Here is a 19,271-nt window from a genome sequence, read left to right as displayed (position 1 = left end):
ATGGCAATGAAAATCGCTTTTGCGCTGGGGGTGATGCTGATGGTCACGGGTGACACAGGCACCGCATCGCGCGCTGTCACGATCGACACATGGATGCGCGACTACGACGGCGACGCGCCGGGGGCATCCGTGCTGGTGCTGGAGGACGGGAAGCCCGCGTTCGAACGCAGCTACGGTATGGCCGAGCGCGAAACCGGCCGCGCTGCCACGCCTTCCACGCAGTACCGGCTCGCGTCCATCAGCAAGCAGTTCACCGCTGCGTGCGTGCTGCTGCTCGTGGAGGACGGCGCCCTCAGCCTCGATGACCCGGTGCGACGCTGGTTGCCTACCTTGCCGTCGTCCGCGGACGCCGTGACCCTGCGCCACCTGTTGAGCCACACCTCGGGCCTGATCGATTACGAAGACCTCGTTCCGGAAGAACAGACGGCGCAAGTGCACGACGCCGATGTCCTGCGCCTGCTCGAACGCACGGAGCGCCTCTACTTCTCTCCCGGCAGCGACTACCGCTACAGCAACAGTGGCTACGCATTGCTGGCGCTGGTGGTGGAGCGGGCATCCGGCAAGCGCTATGCCGAGTTCCTGCAGACACGCGTGTTCCTGCCGCTCGGCATGACGCAGACGCTTGCGCGAGAAGACGAGGGCCCCACCGTCGCATCGCGTGCGTACGGATACAGCTTCCTGCAGGGACGCTGGCAGCGCACCGATCAGAGCACGACCAGTGCGGTGCTCGGCGATGGCGGCATCTATTCCTCGCTGATCGACCTGGCACGGTGGGACGCTGCCTGGTACGACGATCGCCTGCTCTCCTCTTCCTCGCGGGCCTTGGCAGTGCACCCCAGCACGTCGACCCCGGAGGCGGACGTGGCGCATTACGGTTTCGGATGGCGACTACAGGGCAGGATGCATTGGCATTCGGGCGAGAGCATCGGTTTCCGCAACGTGCTGCTGCGCTTTCCCGACCGCCGTTTGACGGTGATCGTGCTGACCAATCGGAACGAACCGGAACCCTATTCGCTGGCACGCCGGATCGCGGCGCTGTGGGGCGCGACGCCCTGACATGGGACGACCCGCACGATCAGGACTAATGTGACGTGAGAAAGGCCGTCTGTCGGCCAGTCGCCTGCAACGTTTCTTCTACAATTGTGACCGACGCAACACTTTTGTGACAGCGGGGGACATCAATGCAGAGGGAAGCGACCCAACGGAACGGGTGGCAAGCGTGGGGACTGGTGTTCCTGCTTGCCCTGGTGTGCCCGGCAAAAGCCCAGGAATGGACATACCGCGTCCGTCCTGGCGACACGTTGTGGGATGTCGCGGGTGAATACCTGACGCCGTCCGTGCCGTGGCAGCGCTTGCAGGAACACAACCGCGTCGCCGACCCCTACCAACTCGCACCCGGCAGCACGTTGCGCATCCCCGTCCGGTGGCTGCATCGCCAGCCTGCGCGCGCCAAGGTCGTGGCGGTGCGGGGCGACGCCGAGGCGCGGGCGACCGCCGGCCGCGCCGCGCCCGTGACGGCCGGCATGTCGCTTGGCAGTGGCGCCGTCGTGAAAACGTCGCCTGAAGCGACCCTGAGCCTGCAGTTCGCCGATGGTTCGCGCCTGCTGCTGCTCGGCGACAGCGAGTTGCTCCTGGAGCGGCTGACACGTCTTGGTCGTTCCGGTATCGCCGACACGCGCCTGCGCCTGCGCCGCGGACGCATCGGCAACGATGTACGCCACCTGCGCGGTCCTGCCGCGAACTTCATCGTCGATACGCCGAGCGCATCGTCCGCCGTGCGTGGTACCCGCTTCCGCGTGGAGGCCGATGCGACAGGCACACAGACCGAGGTACTGGAGGGACGGGTGGCGGTCAGCGCCGGTGCAAAGAGTGCTCTGGTGCGACGCGGCTATGGCGCCGTGGTGGCGCCCGATCAGCCCGGGGTGACACCGGTCGCCTTGTTGGCCGCACCGGACCTGTCAGGGCTCGTGCCCGCTCCGCAGGTGACCCGTGCACCGCTGACCTGGCCGGCCGTGGCGGGCGCGCGGCAGTACCGCGTCCAGATCAGCGAACACGTGCGTTTCGACAGCCTCCAGGTGGACACCTTGGTCGACACGCCCGGCTACGCACTGCCGCCGCTTGAGGAAGGCCGTTACCACGTGCGCGTTCGTGCCATCGACGTCCGCGGGCTGGAAGGCCGCGACGCGGTGGCGCAGCTGCAGGTCGACGGGTTACTGCAAGCGCCGTATTCGATCGCGCCGGTGGCGGCCAGCGTCGTGCGCACTCCCGACGTTGCGTTGAGCTGGACCCAGGCACCCGGCGCGGCGGCCTACGACTACGAGGTGGCGGGCGCCACAGGCTTCGCGCAGCCGATCGCGCACGCCCGCGTGGAAGACGCCACGTCGGCCGCGCTGCCGCAGTTGCCGCCGGGCGACTACACCTGGCGTATCCGCAGCGTGGACCGCGCCGGCAGGACGGGGCCGTTCGGGGACGCGGTCGCCTTCACCCTGCGCCCGCTGGCCGAGGTCACCTCCATCGACGGCAGTGCCGCCGAAGCCGGGGACAGGCGGCACGTGACGTTCCGCTGGCCCGCGGGCCAGCCGGGGCAGCGCTACCGCTTCCAGATGTCGCGGACGCCGGATTTCCGCGAAGTGACCGTGGATGAGACGGTCAGCGAGGCCGAAATCACCCTGCCCCGCCTGCGTAGCGGTACGTGGTACCTGCGTGCCCAGACCATCGACGCCGACGGCTTCGAAGGCCCCTTCCCCCGTCCGCAGGTGGTCGAAGTGCCCTGTCGCCTCTGCAAGATTGGCGCTGGGGCGGGGGCCTTGCTCATACTGCTCACCCTGTGAGCACCCCTGCGCCCGCGCCCAAGTGGAAACCCCGCCTGCTGACGGCGGTGGGGGCGGCTGCGCTCGCCGTACTGGTCACGCTGTCGGGCCTGACGGCGGCGCCCGATGCCTGGGTCTATGACAGGCTGGTCCGCGGCGCGGCGCCCGAAGCGGATCCGCGCATCGTCGTGGTCGACATCGACCAGAAGAGCCTGGCCGAACTCGGCCGCTGGCCCTGGTCGCGCCGCGTGCATGCGCAACTGGTCGATCGCTTGCGTCTGGCGGAGACCAAGGGCATCGCCTTCAACATCCTGCTGTCTGAACCGGCGCTCTTCGATCCCGAAGGCGATGCGCTGCTGGCGCGCGCGATCAGCCGCAGCGGCCGCGTGGTGCTGCCGGTGCTCGCCGAGCCCGTCCAGCGCAACGGCGCCAGCGTGGAGCTGATGCCGATTCCGGAGTTCGCGGCCTCGGCCGCCTCGTTGGGCCACGCGGAGATGGTGCTCGACGACGACGGCGTGGCGCGCAGCGTGTACCTGCGTGCCGGCCTGGGGTCGCCGCATTGGCCCGCCCTGGCCCTGGCGCTGCTGCAGCTCGATCAGCCCAACGGCGGCGCGCCGGAGCTGCCAGGCCGTCGCCTGGTGACGACGGACGCACCCGCCCCCGCCCAGGACGACTGGGTGCGCGACCATGAAGTGCGCATTCCGTTCGCTTTACCGCCCAATGCGTTCCGGCACGTCTCCTACACGGATGTGCTCAACCAGCGCATCCCTCCCTCGACATTGCGGGGCAACTGGATCGTCGTGGGCGTGAATGCCACCGGCATGGGCCAGTACGCGCGCGCGCCCGGACAGCCGCTCAATGCCGGCATGAGTGGAGCGGATTACCAGGCCAATCTGCTCAACATGCTGTTGAAAGATGCCGCCATCACGCCGCTGGGTGAAGGGTGGCAGGCGCTGCTGTCCGCACTGCTCGCGGCGCTGCCGCTGCTGCTGTCCGCACTGCCTGGCCTGCGTCGCGTGTGGTTGCCTACCGTGATGACGATGGCCGGTGCGGTGGTGCTGTCGGTGGTACTGCTGCGCTACGGACACGCGTGGTTCTCACCGGTTCCGGCGCTGCTCGTGCTCGCGCTGGGCGCGTCGCTGTGGATCTATCGGCTGCTGCGTCGCACTCACAAGCAGGCCCAGTCCGATGCGCTGACCGGCTTGGCCAACCGCTCGCGCTTCGATCAGGCACTGGACCAGGAGTTGCGCGTCGCGCGCCGCAGCGGCCAGCCGTTGTCGCTGTTGGTGATGGACATCGATCACTTCAAGCAGCTCAACGACACCCAAGGGCATACCGTGGGCGACGCGGCATTGAAGGCGCTGGGCCGCGTGTTGCGCAGCCGCGCACGGCGCCCGCGTGATCTCGTGGCACGTCTGGGCGGGGACGAATTCGCCGTGCTGCTGCCGGAAACCTCGGCGCAGGCGGCAGCGACCATCGCCACCACGATCCATGTGGACCTCGCCAACCTTGGCCGCAAGCCGCATGGCGCGAATGCGAGCGCATCGCCGCCGTTCACCGCCAGCATCGGCATCCACACCTTCCAGTCCGGGGACGACCTCGGCCCGGAGGATGTATTCGACCGCGCCGACGCCGCGCTCTATCGCGCCAAGCAAACCGGCCGTAACCGCAGCTTCAGCCATACCGGCGAACACGAACCCGTCGGCATTTCCGCCACGCGCGTGTAGGGGCCGCGGCCCCCGGCCACCTCAAACGTCGACCGTCATTCCCGGACGCGCCAATTCCACCGGCGCACCATGCCGCTCGCCTATCTCACCGGCGAGCGCTTCGCGGGCTTTGTCCTCGCCGTGCACCAGCACGAGCGGTGGCGAAGGTTGGAACTGGCCATACCACTCCATCAATCCATGCTGATCGGTGTGCGCGGACAGCCCACCCACCGTGTGGCGCTGCGCATTGACGCGATAGTCGCGACCATGGATGCGAACCCACGCCGCGCCATCCACCAGCCGTCGGCCCAGCGTGCCTTCGGCCTGGTAACCGACGAACACCACGTGCGCATTGCGGCGTCCTAGGTTGTAACGCAGGTGATGCTGGATACGTCCCCCGTTGGCCATGCCGGAGCCGGCGATGATGATCGCGCCGTTCTCGACCTGGTTGATCGCCATCGATTGCTGCGTGGTTTCGGCGACATGCAGGTTCGGCAGTCGGAACGGGTTCGGCGACTGCGACCACACCCGGCGCGCATCTTCGTCGAACAGGCCATGGTGGCGCGCGTAGACGTTCACCACCTTGGCGGCCATCGGACTGTCGAGGAATATCCGCCAGCGCTCGAGCTTCCACGCATCCCAGTTGCGCGCGAACCAATACAGCAGTTCCTGTGTGCGTCCTACCGCGAACGCGGGGATGAGCACATTGCCGCGGTCGCGCCAGGCGTGCTCGAAGATGTCGCCCAGTTCGCGCACCGTCTCCGGGCGGTCGCGGTGGTTGCGGTCGCCGTAGGTGGATTCCATCAGCAGCAGGTCGGCCTGCCGCACCACGGCAGGATCGCGCAGGATCGGCGTGCCTTTCGGGCCGAGATCCCCGGAGAACACCAGCTTGCGGCCGTCGGCCCAGAGTTCGATGATCGCCGAGCCCAGGATATGGCCCGCATCGCGCAAGGCGATATCCACGCCTGGCACGATCGTCGTGCGTGTGTCGTAAGGCAGTGGCTGCACCTGCTGCATCGCCTGTTGCACGTCATCGTCGGCGAACAGGGGTTCGGCCGGGATTTGTCCCTTTCGAAGACGTCGATTGGCGCGCTCGGCCTCCGATTCGGAGAGCGAGGCCGCATCCATCAGCATGATCCGCATCAGCTCGGCGCTGGCCTGCTGGGTGTAGATCGGGCCGCGGAACCCGCGCTTCACCAGCAGCGGCACGCGCCCGATGTGATCGATGTGGGCGTGACTGAGCACCAGCGCATCGAGCGTCGACGGATCGAAGGGGAACGGCTCTGCGTTGCGCGCCTCCGCCTCCCGACTGCCCTGGATCAAGCCGCAATCCAGCAGCACCCGCTTGCCTGCCGCCTCGACCAGGTGCATCGAGCCGGTGACCTCGCCGGCCGCGCCATGGAAATGGACCTGCATGGGTATTCCCTCCTCCACCTGGCGACGAGTATGCGGCCTGCCAGGGGGCGAAATCGGCCGTTTTTGCACCGCCGATGCCGCGGGGCTGAAGGCGATGCGCCTACCACCGGTTTCCGTGGTGCCACCCATGACCTTCGACACACCTGCCCTCATCCGGGCAGGCGTAGAGTCCCCGCACGCCCCCGCCCGGGGGTTCCTTTTTTCCATTGCCCCTCCCCGGGGCCGGAGTAGACCGTGATTGCCCGCAAACCCCAGATCCTGATGCTTTCGCTCGCCGTGGCCGCCGCACTGGCCGCGTGCGCCAAGAAGGAAGAGGCCGCCCCGGCCGCCGACACGGCCGCGAAGGCGCCCAACGCGCTGGAACTCAAGCTGGACGAAAGCACCCTGCCGGGCGTCAACCGCTTCCAGATCGCCGACCTCGACACCACCAAGAACGCCTGTGCCGACTTCGCCGGCTACGCCAACGGCAAGTGGCTGGCCGCCAATGCGATCCCGAGCGACCGCACCAGTTGGGGCGCCTTCGAGATGCTGGACGAGCGTTCCACCGCCGTGCAGAAGCAGTTGGCCGAGCAGGCCGCTGCACACGCCGGTGCGACCGGCGTGGAGAAGATCATCGGCGACCTCTGGGCGACCGGCATGGATGAAGCCAAGGCCAACGCGCAGGGCATCGAGCCGATCGCACCGATGCTGAAGTCGATCGACGGCCTGCAGGACAAGGACGCCATCGTGGCGTACCTCCAGCAGACGGCGGCCAAGGGACAGAATTTCCTGTTCGGCTTCGGCGCGCTGCCGGAATTCAGCAATCCCGACATGAACACCGCGGTCGCCATGCAGGGCGGCCTGGGCCTGCCGGACAAGAACTATTACTTCGACGCCGACAAGAAGGACATCCGCGACGCCTACGTGGCGCACATCGCGAAGGTGCTGGAACTGTCCGGCGTGGCCACTGCCGACGCCCAGAAGCAGGCGACCGGCATCATGGCCTTCGAAACGCGCCTGGCGAAGGCGTCCAAATCGCGCGAAGACCTGTCGCGCGATGTCAGCCTGTACAACAACATGGTGTCCGTCGCGGACGCCGACAAGCTGACGCCGAACTTCTCGTGGACCAAGTTCCTCGAGTCGCAAGGCGTGACCGGCCTGCAGCAGTTCTCGCTGGCCATCCCGTCCTTCCACCAGGAAGTCAGCAAGATGCTCGGCGATACCGATGCGGCGACGTGGCGCGCGTACCTGCGTTTCCACACCGTCGATGGCGCCGCGCCGTACCTGAGCGACGCGTTCGCGAACGAACAGTTCAACTTCTACAACATGACGCTGCGCGGCCAGAAGGAAATCGAGCCGCGCTGGAAGCGCGTGCTGTCCACCATCGAGAACCAGAGCGGTGAAGCGCTGGGCCAGATGTACGTGAAGGTCGCGTTCTCGCCCGAAGCCAAGGCCAAGATGGAAACCCTCGTTGCGAACCTGGGCGCCGCACTCAAGGCCCGCATCCAGAACCTCGCGTGGATGAGCGACGAGACCAAGGCCAAGGCGACGGAGAAGCAGGCCGCGTTCACCACCAAGATCGGCTACCCGGACAAGTGGCGCGATTGGGCGGGCCTGTCCACCGGCCGCGACAGCTACATCGGCAACGTGCTGGCCGCGCAGGAGTTCAACTACAAGTTCGACCTGGGCAAGATCGGCAAGCCCGTGGACAAGACCGAATGGGGCATGCCGCCGCAGATGGTCAATGCGTACTACAACCCGTTCCAGAACGAGATCGTGTTCCCGGCCGCCATCCTGCAGCCGCCGTTCTTCGATCCGAACGCCACGGATGAAATGAACTACGGCGGCATCGGCGCGGTGATCGGCCATGAGATGACCCACGGTTACGACGACCAGGGCAGCCGCTTCGGCCCGACCGGCAAGTTCGAGAACTGGTGGAGCGAAGCCGATTCCAAGGGCTTCAAGGCGCTGACCGGCAAGCTGGTGGCGCAGTTCGACGGCTACCGCACCGCCGACGGCCAGAAGATCAACGGCAACCACACCCTGGGCGAGAACATCGCCGACCTGGGCGGCTTGGCCACGGCCTACGACGCGATGAAAAAGGCCACCGAAGGCACGCCGGACCCGAAGACCGACGGTCTGACCCGCGACCAGCGCTTCTTCCTCAACTGGGCCACGGTGTGGCGCCGCAACTTCACTCCGCAAGAGCTGAAGAACCGGATCGCCACCGACGAGCACGCCCCCGCACAGTTCCGCGCCATCGGTGCGCCGTCGAACCTGCCGACGTTCGCTGCGGCGTTCTCCTGCAAGGCCGGCGACGCGATGGTGCGCGGCGGCGACCAGCAGGTCGTGATCTGGTAAGCGAAGACTTGGCGTCACCCGAAAAGGCCCGGCTTGTCCGGGCCTTTTCCTTTTCCGGCGGCGCAAAACCCGTCCTGTCGGCGGAGTCTGTGACACAGGGCCGGTTGGCGCCGCCAAATGCGACGGGATTTGCGCGATGGCATGACAGGAGGCCCGCGGCGCCCTTGCTAGAATCGCCCGACCCCTGAATCACGGAAGCCCCCTGATGTCCCTCCCGCGCACCGCACTCGGCCGTCCCACCCTGATCGCTCTCGCCCTGGTCCTGGCCCTGGGCGCCCCGGATGCCGATGCACAGCGCAAGAAGCGCGCCGCGCGTGCCCCCGCCGTCAGCGCGGAGTGCACCGATTTCTACAGCGCCACCAACGCCGCCTGGCTGAAGAGCCACCCCGTCCCCGCCGGCGAAGGCGGCGTGAGCGTCCTGGGTGCCTTCCGCGAGCGCACGCTGGAGCAGCAGCGCGCCCTGCTCGACGCAGCGATGAAGTCTCCGCAAGGCAACGTGCAGAAGCTGCTGGGCGACTTCTGGGCCAGCGGCCTGGACGAAGCCGCGGTGGAAGCCGATGGCGCCAAGCCGATCGCCCCCTTGCTGGACCGCATCAACGCCATCAAGAAGCCCAAGGACGTCGCGCCGGCCATCGCCGCGCTGCACCAGGTCGGCATCCCGGTGGCCTTCAACTTCAGCCCGGACGTGGACCTCCAGGCGCTTGACCGCCACATCGGCTACTTCATGCAGGGCGGCCTGGGCCTGCCCGACCCGGCCTACTACACCCGCAGCGACGCCGATACGCGCGAACTGCTGGGCCGTTACCGTGCCTACGTGAAGCAGGTGCTGGCCCTGACCGGCACGCCGGCCGCGAAGCTGGACGCCGAATCCGCCCTCGTGATCGACCTGGAATCGCGCCTGGCGCAGGTATCGAAGCCGATCGTCGACCTGCGCAGCCCGTTCGCCAACTACGCGCCGGTGCCGACCAAGGACCTGGGCAAGCAGTACCGCAACCTGCAGCTCGATGCCTTCCTCAAGGCGCAGGGCGTCAGTGACGACACCGTCTCGCTCGCCGACCCGGCCTTGTTCAAGCGCCTCGACGGCCTGGTCGCCAGCCTCAAGCCCGACCAGTGGAAGGCCTACCTGCGCTGGCGCGTGGGTGATGCGATGGCCCCATACCTCGCCAAGCCGTTCCGCGATGCGGAATTCGACTTCCGCGGCCGCGTGCTGCGCGGCGATGCCGCACCGGCACCACGCTGGCGCCAGGTGCTCGACGCCATCAACCTCGCCGCCGGCCCGATGCTGGGCAAGGAGTACGCCGAGCGTTACGTCCCCTCCGACCACAAGCGTCGTGCCGAGCAGATCGCCGGCCAGGTGCGTGATGCGCTGGGCCGCGGCATCGAGCGCAGCAGCTGGCTGAGCGACGCCGCCAAGGCCGAGGGCAAGGCGAAGCTGGACAAGCTGAAGATCGAAGTCAGTACGCCCAGGCGCGACCTCGACTACAGCGTGCAACCGATGGGTCGTGGCAGCTTCGGCGGCAACATCCTGATCGCATCCACGTGGCGCCATCGCGAAGAGATGAAGCGCATCGGCAAGGGCAACGCCGATCGTCGTTGGGACGTGCTGCCGCAGCAGCCGGCACTGGCCTACGACCTGGCGCAGAACCGCCTCATCGTCACCGCCGCCGTGCTGCAGGAAGAAATCTTCGATGCGAAACAGCCGGTGGCCGTGCAGTACGGCGCATTCGGCGCACTGGTCGGCCACGAGCTGAGCCGCGGCTTCGACAGCAAGGGCCGCATGGTCGATGCCAAGGGCCAGCTGCGCGACTGGTGGAGCCCGGCCGACGTGGCCGCATGGAATGCGTTGGGCAGCAAGGTCGCCACGCAGTACAGCGCGTACGCGTATCCCGACCTCAAGAACGTCAAGGTCAATGGCGCGCTGACCCAGGACGAGAATCTCGCCGACCTCGCGGGCGTCGAACTGGCGTGGGACGCGTTCGCGACCGCCGAACCGCAGGCCAGCGCCGCGGCGAAGCAGTCGTTCTACAAGGCCTGGGCCACGCTGTGGGCGCAAAACCTGTCCGAGACCGAAGCCGCGCAGCGCGCAGCAGTGGATGTGCATGCCCCGGGCCAGTGGCGCGCCAACGGCCCGCTGACGCAGCAGCCGTCCTTCGCACAGGCGTTCACCTGCAAGGCCGGCCAGCCGATGCAGGCCAGCGAGGCGGAGCAGATCCGCGTCTGGCGCTGAGGCCTTCGCGAAAGGCGGTACGAAAACGGCGCGGAATTCCGCGCCGTTTTTCTATCACGGCATCACTTGACGATGCGCATGCGCGGCGGGCCCTTCCGGCCGCGCCCGAACGGCGGCTGGCCACGCCAGTAACGGATCATCAGCCAGCCGAACACCATGCCGCCGAGGTGGGCGAAATGCGCCACGCCGGGCTGCAGGCCGGTGAAGCCCATCAGCAGGGCCAGCACGGCGTAGATGATCACCAGCGTCCTCGCGCGGATCTCCATCGGCAGCGGGAAGATGATCATGCGATTGTTCGGGAAGAGCATGCCGTAGCCGAGCAACAGGCCGAACACGCCGCCCGACGCGCCCACCGTGGGATACGGCATGCCGCCGTTGCTCACCATCCACCAACCCACGCCGAGCTGCAGCAGACCTGCACCGACGATGCAGACCAGGTAATAGGTGAGGAAACGCTTCGGACCCCAGGTCTGCTCCAACGGACTGCCGAACATCCACAACGCGAGCATGTTGAACGCCAGGTGTGCGAGTCCCGACGTATCGTGCATGAAGCCATACGTCAGCAACTGCCACGGCATGAAGCCATAACCGACCGGCCTCAGTGCAAACAACATGTCGAACGCCCCGCCCAGCAACAATTGCAGGACATAGACGGCGACATTGGCAATCAGCAGGTTACGGGTGACGGGCAGCAATCGGGGAAACATGGCGATCCTCATGGCATCTGCCGCCATGATACGTGTCTCACGTTAAGGCTGGCCCGGGCCCCACAACGCCTCATCGAGCGTGTCGGTCCTGCGCGGACGCTTCGCCCGCCCGTTTTCCACCTTCACGCCCTCCGCGCGCAGGCGCTGGCTCTGCTCGCGATAGGCCCGCGAGCCCTCAGGGAACGCGATGCGTCCGTCCGAGCGCAGCACGCGGTGCCAGGGCAGTCCAGGGTCGTCGTTCTGGCTGAGGATGCGCGCCGCCAGCCGCGCCCGCCCTGGCAGTCCCGCACGGTGCGCGACTTCGCCATAACCGGCCACCTGCCCGCGCGGGATCGCGCGGATCGCGGCCAGGATGCGGTCTTCGGGAGACTTGGCGCTCATGCCGGATTAGCATAGCGGCATCGGCAACACCGGAGCACACCATGGAAAACTTCGAACAGGTTCGCGGCCACCTGAACTCTTCGGGCTACAAGGTCACCATGCACGACCCCTTCGTGGCCTGCGTGGAACTGTCGCTGGGGAACGGCAAGCGGCACCAGGCCATCTTCCTGTCCGAACTGGGCAACGACGACGAACGCGGCTACCTGCGCGTGAGCACGGTGATCGCCCCGATGACCGGCATCGATGCCAAGCGTGCGCTTAAGTTCAATTGGCAGAGCAGCGTGGGCTACCTGGCGATCGGCGAACTCGATGGCGTGCCTTACCTGCAGCTGTGCGAGAACCGCCCCTACGAAAGCCTCAGCCCGGCCGAGGTGGACCGCCTGGTGCTGGAGATCGGCGGCCTCGGCGACAGCATGGAGCGCGCGCTGTCGGCAGAGGGCGACCTGCTGTAGGGCGGGCCCAGGCCCCCATCGCGCACTCGGCACCACAAAAAACGCCGGGCAAGCCCGGCGTTTTTCATGGCGTGGATGCGGCGGGCATCATGCCCAACCGATCGATTCCAGCAGGCGCAGCAGACCGTAGGCGATGCCGCCGGCCGCGGGGATCGTCAACACCCACGCCCACAGGATGCGCTCGATCACGCTGAACTTCAGCGCGCGCGGGTTCTTCGCGAAGCCCACGCCCATGATCGCAGTGGAGATGCTGTGCGTGGTCGAGACCGGCATGCCGAAGTGCGCAGCGACGGTCAGGATGGTGGCCGAGCTGGTCTCCGCGGCGAAGCCGTTGATCGGGTGCAGCTTCACCATCTTGTGGCCGAGGGTCTTGATGATCTTCCAGCCGCCCGAGGCGGTGCCCAGCGCCATCACGATGGCGCAGGTGATGACGATCCACATCGCGATGTCCTGCTCACCGGCGCTGCCGGGATGCAGGAACGCCAGCCAGCCCGGAAGGTCATCCAGCGCGCCGGTCGCTTCGGCGCCGAACAGCGTCAGCGCGATGATGCCCATGGTCTTCTGCGCATCGTTGTGGCCGTGCGCATAGCCCATGTAGGCGGCGGACAGGATCTGTGCCTTGCCGAAGAACTTGTTGACGAAGTGCGGGCGCGCGAGCCGGCCCAGCCAACCACCGATGCGCGCGAACAGGACGATCAGCCCCCACAGCGCCACCATCACCACGATGCCGAGCAGGAAGCCCGCCACCGGCGAGGTGATCATCGGCAGCACGACCTTCCACAGGATGCCCTTGTTCTGCGTCCAGTCGCCGGCCGCCTGCGACCAGATCAGCGCGGCCCAGTCGTTGTGCGCGGCCGCAAGCGCGGCGCCGCACAGGCCACCGATCAGCGCGTGCGAGGACGAGGACGGCAGGCCTTTCCACCAGGTGATGAGGTTCCAGATGATGCCGCCCAGCAGGGCGCACAGGATCACCTGCGAGGTGACCTGCACCACGTTGGTATCGATCAGGCCGGAGGCGATCGTCTTGGCGACCGCGGTACCGGTCAGCGCACCGATCAGGTTCATGCCGGCCGCCAGCATCACCGCCTGGCCCGGTGACAGCACCTTGGTGGCGACGACCGTGGCGATGGAGTTGGCGGTGTCGTGGAAGCCGTTGATGAACTCGAAGACGAGCGCGGCGAAGATCACCACCAGCACGAGGGTAAGCATGGGCGCGACCCGTCAGCTGTTCTTGAGGACGATCTGGTACGCCACCACGCCGGCCTCACGGCAGCGGTCGATGGCCTTTTCCAGGATCTCGAAGAACTCCTTCAGCAGGAACATCTGCAGGTGGTCCAGGCGACCGGAGTAGATGTCGCGGTACAGCTCCAGCATGAGCCGGTCGGCCTCGTTCTCGATCGCGCGCAGCTTCTCGTTGAGCGACGTCATCCGATCGATGTTCATCTTCTTGATCTCGTGGACCATGTCCACGACCACGGCGGCGGCCTGCTCCAGCATCGCCGCGCGCGGCGCGAAGTCGATGCCTTCCAGGTGCTGGATGGCCAGCGAGTAGCGGTCGGCGAACTTCTCGACCTGCTTCGGGATCTTGTACAGCGCCGAGCCCAGGGCCTCGATGTCCTCGCGCTCGATCGGGGTGATGAAGCTGTCCACCAACGCCTTGCCGATCTTGTCCGAGGCCGCACGCTCGCGCAGGCGCGCCAGCTTGAAGGCATCGAGCGCCGGCTGGCGGTCGGTGGCCTTCATCATGGTGTGCAGGGCATTGGTGCTGTCGTGGGCAGCTTGGGCGGCCTCGTCCAACAGCGTGTAGAACTGCTGGCCGGAGCCGAAGATCGTCTGGAGGGAGAACATCGGGCGGTCCCACCGTCACGGGATGGACGGCTTCAGGGGCGGAATTATGACCGTTTCATGACTCGGACGGACAGTCCGACGCGGTTCGCCGGGAGGTTTCCGGGGGCCGCATTAGCCAAACGTCTTGTTCAGCTTCGCGTCTCGTCCATGGGAGCGTTTGCTAAACTCGCCCGGCGCCCCCTGGGGTGCACCCTATGGACGACGACCCTACTCCCCCCCACTGTCCCCCGCGACAGACCCCGCCCGCCTCGCCGGCCCTCCACCTTTCTGACCGGGAGGCGCCGTGCTCGAGCTGCTGATCGTCGCCTTCCTGATCGTCATCAATGCTTTCTTCGCCCTGTCGGAGATGGCGCTGATGACGTCGCGCAAACTCAAGCTCAAGCAGATGGCGCAGGAGAGTCGCGGCGCTCGCGTGGCCCTGCATCTGGCGGAGCATCCGGACAATTTGCTGTCCACCGTGCAAGTGGGCATCACCGGCCTGGGCATTCTCACCGGCATGTTCGGCGGCGATGCCATCGGCCAGATGATCTCGTCATGGCTTGCGGATATCTGGCCCGGCGCACAGCGCTACACCACGCCGATCGGTGTCGGCACGGCAGTGACCCTGATCACGGCCAGCTCGGTCATCTTCGGCGAATTGATCCCGAAGCGCCTCGCGCTGACAAACGCCGAGTCCATCGCTTCCGTTGTGGCGATCCCGCTGGACTGGCTGTCGCGCATCGCGCGCCCGGTCGTATTCGTGCTGGGTGCGATCAACCGCGGCGTGCTGCGCATGCTGGGCATCCGCGACGACAACCGGGCAGCCGTGACGGAAGAAGAGATCCGCATGCTGGTGACCGAGAGTCATGAGCAGGGCGTGATCGACGCCGACGAACGCAACATGGTCAATCGCGTCCTGCGACTGGGCGACCGCACGGCCGACAGCCTGATGACCCCGCGCAAGAAGATCGTCTGGCTGGACGCCGCCGCCTCCTACGAGGACAACCTGGAGACGATGCACGAGTCCGCGTTCTCGCGCTTCCCGGTGTACCGCGGCAGCGACCAGGACGTGGTCGGCGTGCTCGAAGTGAAGTCGCTGCTGCCGGCATTGGGGGCGGCGAACCCGGACCTCTTCATCAAGCTGCGTGAACCGCTGTTCGTGTCCGAGTCCACTCACGCGATGAAGCTGCTGGAGATCTTCCGCGAAGAACAGCAGTCGTTGGCGTTGGTGGTCGACGAGTACGGCGAGATCCAGGGCCTGGTGACCCAGAGCGACCTGATGGGCGCCGTGGTCGGCCGCCTGCAGGCCGCCGAACACAACATCGACGAAGCCCCGCTGGTCGTGGTCCGCGACGACGGCTCGCTGCTGGTGGACGGCTCGCTGCCCAACGACGACCTGCGCGAACTGCTGGGCGGCGTGGCCCTGCCCGATGATGACGAGTACAACACCCTCGCCGGCATGATGATCGAGCGCTTCGGCCGCATCCCGCACGTGGGCGAGCAACTGGAATGGGCCGGCTGGCGTTTCGAAGTCGTCGACCTGGACGGCGCGCGCATCGACAAGCTGCTGCTGCAGAAGCTGCCGGAAACCGACGGCGAAGACCTGGCGGTCTGATATGGCCGCCGACGACGCGCCGCGACACACCAGCACCGCCACCCTGATCGACGGCTTCGCCGCCGGCGATCCCGACGAAGTGTTGCGCCTCGGCGACCTGCTGAAGGGTTTCGGCCCGGCGGCCTTCGGCATGCTGCTCTTCATCGGCGTGCTGCCAGCCTTCATTCCGGTGCCCGGCGTCGGCGGCGCGATTGGCGGGCCGATGGTGATCCTCGTCGGCGTGCAATTGCTGTTGGGCATGCGCAAGGTCTGGCTGCCGGACTTCCTCGCCCGCCGCGGGCCGCATCGGAGCGCGATGATGCGTTTCCGCCAGCGCATGGCGCCGTGGCTGCGCCGCCTGGAGAAACTGGTGCGTCCCCGCATGGCGGGATTCCTCGACAACCGCATCGCGCTCAGCTTCACCGGGCTGCTGCTGGTGCTGCTGGGCATCCTGCTGGCATTGCCCATCCCGTTCACCAACTACGTGTTCGGCTTCCTGTTGCTGCTGTTCGCGCTGGCGTTGCTGGAACGCGACGGCGCCCTGCTGTTGGCGGCATGGATCGCCGGCGCGATCGCCGTCGTGGTGTTCGGCTTCCTGTCCGGCAACCTGGTCGAATCGCTGGCCCGTCTGGTCGACGGCTGGTTTTGAGCAAGTCGCGCTGTTGTGGGAGCGACGTAAGTCGCGAGCTTCTTCTCAGCGGCACGTCATCGCGACTTACGTCGCTCCCAGGGCGGCCTCGGCGGACGTGCTTCAGGCGATCAGCTGCGTGAATTCCGCCGCCGTGACCGGGTAGCCCAGCCAATAGCCTTGGGCCAGGTCGCAGCCGCGTTCGCGCAGCAGGTTGAACTGGCCTTCCTTCTCCACGCCTTCGGCCACCACGGTGATGCCGAGCGAATGCGCCATCGCGATGATGGCCGTGGTCAATGCGAGGTCGTCGGGGTCGCGCAGCATGTCGGCGATGAAGCTGCGGTCGATCTTCACGCCATCCACCGGCACGCGGCGCAGGTGGCTCAGGCCGGAGAAGCCGGTACCGAAGTCGTCCAGCCACACTTTCACGCCGGTGCGGTGCAGGGTGGCGAGCAATGCACTCGCGTGCGCCTCGTCGGCGATCACTGCGGTCTCGGTGAGCTCGAGGTGCAGGCGAGAGGCAGGCAGCCCGGTGTCGCGCAGGCAATCGGCGACCACGTCGGGCAGGTCGCCGCTGCGCAGTTGGCGTGGCGACACGTTCACCGAAACGAACAGAGGCTCCATCGCATCGCGGTCGGTGCCCCAGCGCGCGGCAGCGGCGCAAGCCGCGCGCAGCACGCGTGGACCGATGCTCTCGATCAGCCCGCTCTGTTCGGCCACGTCGATGAACACCGACGGTGCCACCATGCCCAGCTCCGGATGCTGCCAACGCAGCAACGCTTCGGCGCCGATGATGCGACTGTCGGACAGGCGGAAGACGGGCTGGTACATCAGGCTCAGTTCGCCACGCTCCCACGCGCCGCGCAGCTCCTGCTCCATCCGCACGCGGCGCTCCACCGCCTGATCCATCGCACGGCTGTAGAAGCGGTAGCAGTTCTTGCCTGCCACCTTCGCCTGGTACATGGCGATGTCGCCGTTCTTCATCAGCGCCGTGGCACCCGATGCATCCTCGGGGAACAGGGTGATGCCGATGGAGGTACCCAGGAAGACCTGGCGCTCCTGCACGACGATCGGGCGGCCGAGTTCGGCCACCAGCTTTTCCGCAAGTCGCGTGGCGCTACCGCGCACATCACCGTCCTGGATCAGGATGACGAACTCGTCGCCGCCGAAACGCGCGAGCAGCGCGTCGTCGCCGCCGAGCTGTTCGACCGCATCGCGGATGCGGTGAGCGAACTGCTGCAGCACCTCGTCGCCGGCTTCGTGGCCCAACGTGTCGTTGACGCGCTTGAAGTCGTCGATGTCGGCGAACAGCAGCGCCAACTGGCGGCCCGCGCCGCGCAACATCATCAGGCGATGATCCAGGCTTTCGCGGAAGGCCAGCCGGTTGGTCAGGCCGGTCAGCGAATCGGTGTACGCCATGCGACGCACATCGCGGTCGTGCCGAGCGATGCTGTCGCTCATGGTGCCGAACGCACGCACGAGCTCGCCGACTTCGTCCTGGCGTGCGCTGGCCATGCGCTCGCCGTTGTAGTTGCCCACCTCGATGTCGTGCGCGGCGCGCGCCAGCTGCCGGATGGGCCGCACCAGCGTGCGCTGCACGTACACCATGGTCGCCACGCTGACCCCCGCCAGTGCCGCAAGCAGGAGCGCGATCCAGCCCAGGTGTCGCGCGCCGAGTTCGTTCAGGCGCGCACGCGCAGCGTTGATCGCCTTGTCCTCGTAAGCGCGCACGGAAGCCACCGAATATCCCACCCGCACGCCACCGATGCGCTCGCTGCCGATCATGATCGGCTCGGATACGTCGACGATCTGGGTGGACCACTGCGTGTGCATGGCCCGGGCGTTGATCGCCTCATAGGCCAGCGGATCGGTCATGGTCTGGCCGTAGACGGCGATGTCGGCCGTGCCGTCGTGGATGATCCGGCCCTGGTTGTCGTACACCAGCACGTAGCTGACGTCGGGCTCCTTCTGCGCGGAGCGCACCAGGCTGCCGACGGCATCGAGATCGAAGTAATAAAGCGGATTGGCCAGCGCATCGGCCAACTGGTCCACGGTGGCCTCACCGTGCCGGCGCAGGCTGTCCTCGACCATGCCGTGCATGGCATCGCGGCCAAGCTCGGCGACTTCCTTCTGCATCACCTTCTGCCGGTGCAGCAGGGTGGCGACCAGCGCGATGACCACCAACAACATGATCGCCATGGCGGCGAGGAAGCGCGCCTGCAGGCCGAAGCGCAGGGCCTTCATTCCACCTGCTCCCTGACGCGGGCGACGCCGCGACGCAGGTTGTCCAGCGCCTGCTGGGAGGCAGGGTCCACCGGCATGAAGCGGGTCGTGCGGAAGAACACGTTCAGCGCATCGCGCGCGGCGGGATCGTTGGCGGCTTCCAGCAGTACTTCGCGCAGGCGCGCCTCCACCTTCGGGTCGAGGTCGCCGCGCACCATTTCGAGCGCGCGCGGGAAATCCTGCGTTTCATGGATCACCCGGAAGTCGCGACGGAACGCCGGCGGCATGCGGCGCACGTCGTCCCAGTCGAGGTTGCTCACCACGCCGGCATCGACCAGGCGCTTGTGCACCCAGGCAGCGATGTTCAGCTCGGAGCGCGCGAACACGTAGCCGACCGAATCGGCCGACGGGCGATCCATCGGCGAGAGCAGGATCTCGAGGCGCTGGCCGGCATCGAGCAGCGCCGTCGCCGGGGCGAAGTACGCGCTGGTGGACGCCGTGTTCTGGAAAGCGACGGTGCGCCCCCCCAGGTCTTCAAGGCGTTCCAAGCCGCTGTCGCGCCGGACGAAGAACACGCCGTGGTAGCGGCTCACGCCGCCACGCTCGGTGAGCAGCAGGGGACGGGCACCCGCCCGTTCCTGCAGGCGCATGCCCGTGCCGGCGGTCTCGGTGACCCAGTCCACGCGTCCACGGCGCAGATAGCTGGTCATCTGCTGGGTGTCGCGGGCCATCAGGATGCGGCCCTCGGTGATGCCCACGTCGCGCATCCGCGGGACCACGTAGTCCAGCAGCGGCTTGAGCTGCTCGTAATGGGCCTTCGGGTCGTCGCTGATGCGTCCCAGGACGAGGACGCGGTCGTCGCCGGCCGCACTGGCGGGCGCGATGGTGGCGGGAATCAGCGCTGCGCCGATCGCGGCCAGCGCCAGGCTGAACCAGGTTGTACGCAACGATAGGTGCCCG

Annotated in this window: 15 protein-coding genes; 8 read left to right on the top strand and 7 right to left on the bottom strand. The window is 67.1% G+C overall.

Going from position 1 to position 19,271, the window contains the following annotated elements:
• Positions 1-33 precede the first annotated feature (33 nt).
• From ACSION_RS06845 to ACSION_RS06835, 3 genes are all read left to right on the top strand, one after another.
• Entirely contained in the window at positions 34-1,056 is a 1,023-nt protein-coding gene (locus ACSION_RS06845) for a serine hydrolase domain-containing protein (protein WP_435306675.1), read from the top strand.
• 173 nt (positions 1,057-1,229) lie between these two features.
• Positions 1,230-2,831, top strand: a complete 1,602-nt coding sequence (locus ACSION_RS06840; protein ID WP_435305394.1) for a FecR domain-containing protein — start codon at positions 1,230-1,232, stop codon at positions 2,829-2,831.
• Positions 2,828-4,537, top strand: a complete 1,710-nt coding sequence (locus ACSION_RS06835) for a CHASE2 domain-containing protein (protein WP_435305393.1) — start codon at positions 2,828-2,830, stop codon at positions 4,535-4,537. The genes ACSION_RS06840 and ACSION_RS06835 overlap by 4 nt, the downstream gene beginning before the upstream one ends.
• A 21-nt stretch (positions 4,538-4,558) precedes the next feature.
• Here ACSION_RS06835 and ACSION_RS06830 read toward each other — a convergent pair whose 3' ends face one another.
• The gene (locus tag ACSION_RS06830) at positions 4,559-5,932 is read right to left on the bottom strand and encodes an MBL fold metallo-hydrolase RNA specificity domain-containing protein (RefSeq protein WP_435305392.1); all 1,374 of its coding nucleotides are present in this window, start codon (positions 5,930-5,932) and stop codon (positions 4,559-4,561) included.
• 261 nt (positions 5,933-6,193) lie between these two features.
• On the opposite strand from ACSION_RS06830, the gene ACSION_RS06825 reads away from it, so the two are divergent.
• Together ACSION_RS06825 and ACSION_RS06820 are read left to right on the top strand one after the other, a co-directional pair.
• Positions 6,194-8,272, top strand: coding sequence for a M13 family metallopeptidase (locus ACSION_RS06825; protein ID WP_435306674.1), 2,079 nt, complete (start codon positions 6,194-6,196; stop codon positions 8,270-8,272).
• A 205-nt stretch (positions 8,273-8,477) separates the two neighbouring features.
• Complete coding sequence (locus tag ACSION_RS06820; RefSeq protein WP_435305391.1) at positions 8,478-10,499, top strand: M13 family metallopeptidase; 2,022 nt, start codon at positions 8,478-8,480, stop codon at positions 10,497-10,499.
• A 62-nt stretch (positions 10,500-10,561) separates the two neighbouring features.
• On the opposite strand, the gene ACSION_RS06815 is transcribed toward ACSION_RS06820, so the two are convergent.
• A complete protein-coding gene (locus tag ACSION_RS06815; RefSeq protein WP_093490407.1) occupies positions 10,562-11,206 on the bottom strand; it encodes a rhomboid family intramembrane serine protease in 645 nt (214 codons plus the stop codon).
• A gap of 42 nt (positions 11,207-11,248) precedes the next feature.
• Entirely contained in the window at positions 11,249-11,587 is a 339-nt protein-coding gene (locus tag ACSION_RS06810; RefSeq protein ID WP_435305390.1) for an MGMT family protein, read from the bottom strand.
• A gap of 41 nt (positions 11,588-11,628) precedes the next feature.
• On the opposite strand from ACSION_RS06810, the gene ACSION_RS06805 reads away from it, so the two are divergent.
• Positions 11,629-12,039, top strand: a complete 411-nt coding sequence (locus tag ACSION_RS06805; protein ID WP_093490405.1) for a hypothetical protein — start codon at positions 11,629-11,631, stop codon at positions 12,037-12,039.
• An 87-nt stretch (positions 12,040-12,126) separates the two neighbouring features.
• Here ACSION_RS06805 and ACSION_RS06800 read toward each other — a convergent pair whose 3' ends face one another.
• Both ACSION_RS06800 and ACSION_RS06795 read right to left on the bottom strand, forming a co-directional pair.
• Entirely contained in the window at positions 12,127-13,248 is a 1,122-nt protein-coding gene (locus tag ACSION_RS06800) for an inorganic phosphate transporter (RefSeq protein ID WP_093490404.1), read from the bottom strand.
• Between the two features lie 12 nt (positions 13,249-13,260).
• Entirely contained in the window at positions 13,261-13,887 is a 627-nt protein-coding gene (locus ACSION_RS06795) for a DUF47 domain-containing protein (RefSeq protein ID WP_435305389.1), read from the bottom strand.
• A 283-nt stretch (positions 13,888-14,170) separates the two neighbouring features.
• Between ACSION_RS06795 and ACSION_RS06790 the strand changes: the two genes are divergently transcribed.
• Together ACSION_RS06790 and ACSION_RS06785 are read left to right on the top strand one after the other, a co-directional pair.
• Positions 14,171-15,481: a hemolysin family protein gene (locus tag ACSION_RS06790; RefSeq protein ID WP_435305388.1), complete on the top strand. Its 1,311-nt coding sequence runs from the start codon at positions 14,171-14,173 to the stop codon at positions 15,479-15,481.
• A 1-nt stretch (position 15,482) separates the two neighbouring features.
• Positions 15,483-16,109: an exopolysaccharide biosynthesis protein gene (locus tag ACSION_RS06785; RefSeq protein WP_435305387.1), complete on the top strand. Its 627-nt coding sequence runs from the start codon at positions 15,483-15,485 to the stop codon at positions 16,107-16,109.
• 102 nt (positions 16,110-16,211) lie between these two features.
• Here ACSION_RS06785 and ACSION_RS06780 read toward each other — a convergent pair whose 3' ends face one another.
• Positions 16,212-18,332 carry a putative bifunctional diguanylate cyclase/phosphodiesterase gene (locus tag ACSION_RS06780; RefSeq protein WP_435305386.1) on the bottom strand — a complete coding sequence of 707 codons (2,121 nt, stop codon included), beginning with the start codon at positions 18,330-18,332 and terminating at the stop codon, positions 16,212-16,214.
• Positions 18,329-19,258: a phosphate/phosphite/phosphonate ABC transporter substrate-binding protein gene (locus ACSION_RS06775; RefSeq protein WP_435305385.1), complete on the bottom strand. Its 930-nt coding sequence runs from the start codon at positions 19,256-19,258 to the stop codon at positions 18,329-18,331. Before ACSION_RS06775 ends, ACSION_RS06780 begins: the two co-directional genes overlap by 4 nt.
• Between the last annotated feature and the right edge of the window lie 13 nt (positions 19,259-19,271).

This window comes from Pseudoxanthomonas sp. LjRoot125, from assembly GCF_964252705.1.
Classification (GTDB): Bacteria; Pseudomonadota; Gammaproteobacteria; order Xanthomonadales; family Xanthomonadaceae; genus Pseudoxanthomonas_A.
The sequence above is the reverse complement of the archived record's forward strand: the minus strand, read 5'-3'. Positions and strand labels throughout refer to the sequence as shown.

Coding starts and splice junctions, on each gene's coding strand:
- ACSION_RS06845 (WP_435306675.1), top strand. CDS start 34: ATGCTGATGGTCACGGGTGACACAGGCACCGCATCGCGCGCTGTCACG.
- ACSION_RS06830 (WP_435305392.1), bottom strand. CDS start 5,932: ATGCAGGTCCATTTCCATGGCGCGGCCGGCGAGGTCACCGGCTCGATG.
- ACSION_RS06825 (WP_435306674.1), top strand. CDS start 6,194: ATGCTTTCGCTCGCCGTGGCCGCCGCACTGGCCGCGTGCGCCAAGAAG.
- ACSION_RS06820 (WP_435305391.1), top strand. CDS start 8,478: ATGTCCCTCCCGCGCACCGCACTCGGCCGTCCCACCCTGATCGCTCTC.
- ACSION_RS06815 (WP_093490407.1), bottom strand. CDS start 11,206: ATGTTTCCCCGATTGCTGCCCGTCACCCGTAACCTGCTGATTGCCAAT.
- ACSION_RS06810 (WP_435305390.1), bottom strand. CDS start 11,587: ATGAGCGCCAAGTCTCCCGAAGACCGCATCCTGGCCGCGATCCGCGCG.
- ACSION_RS06805 (WP_093490405.1), top strand. CDS start 11,629: ATGGAAAACTTCGAACAGGTTCGCGGCCACCTGAACTCTTCGGGCTAC.
- ACSION_RS06800 (WP_093490404.1), bottom strand. CDS start 13,248: ATGCTTACCCTCGTGCTGGTGGTGATCTTCGCCGCGCTCGTCTTCGAG.
- ACSION_RS06795 (WP_435305389.1), bottom strand. CDS start 13,887: ATGTTCTCCCTCCAGACGATCTTCGGCTCCGGCCAGCAGTTCTACACG.
- ACSION_RS06785 (WP_435305387.1), top strand. CDS start 15,483: ATGGCCGCCGACGACGCGCCGCGACACACCAGCACCGCCACCCTGATC.
- ACSION_RS06780 (WP_435305386.1), bottom strand. CDS start 18,332: ATGAAGGCCCTGCGCTTCGGCCTGCAGGCGCGCTTCCTCGCCGCCATG.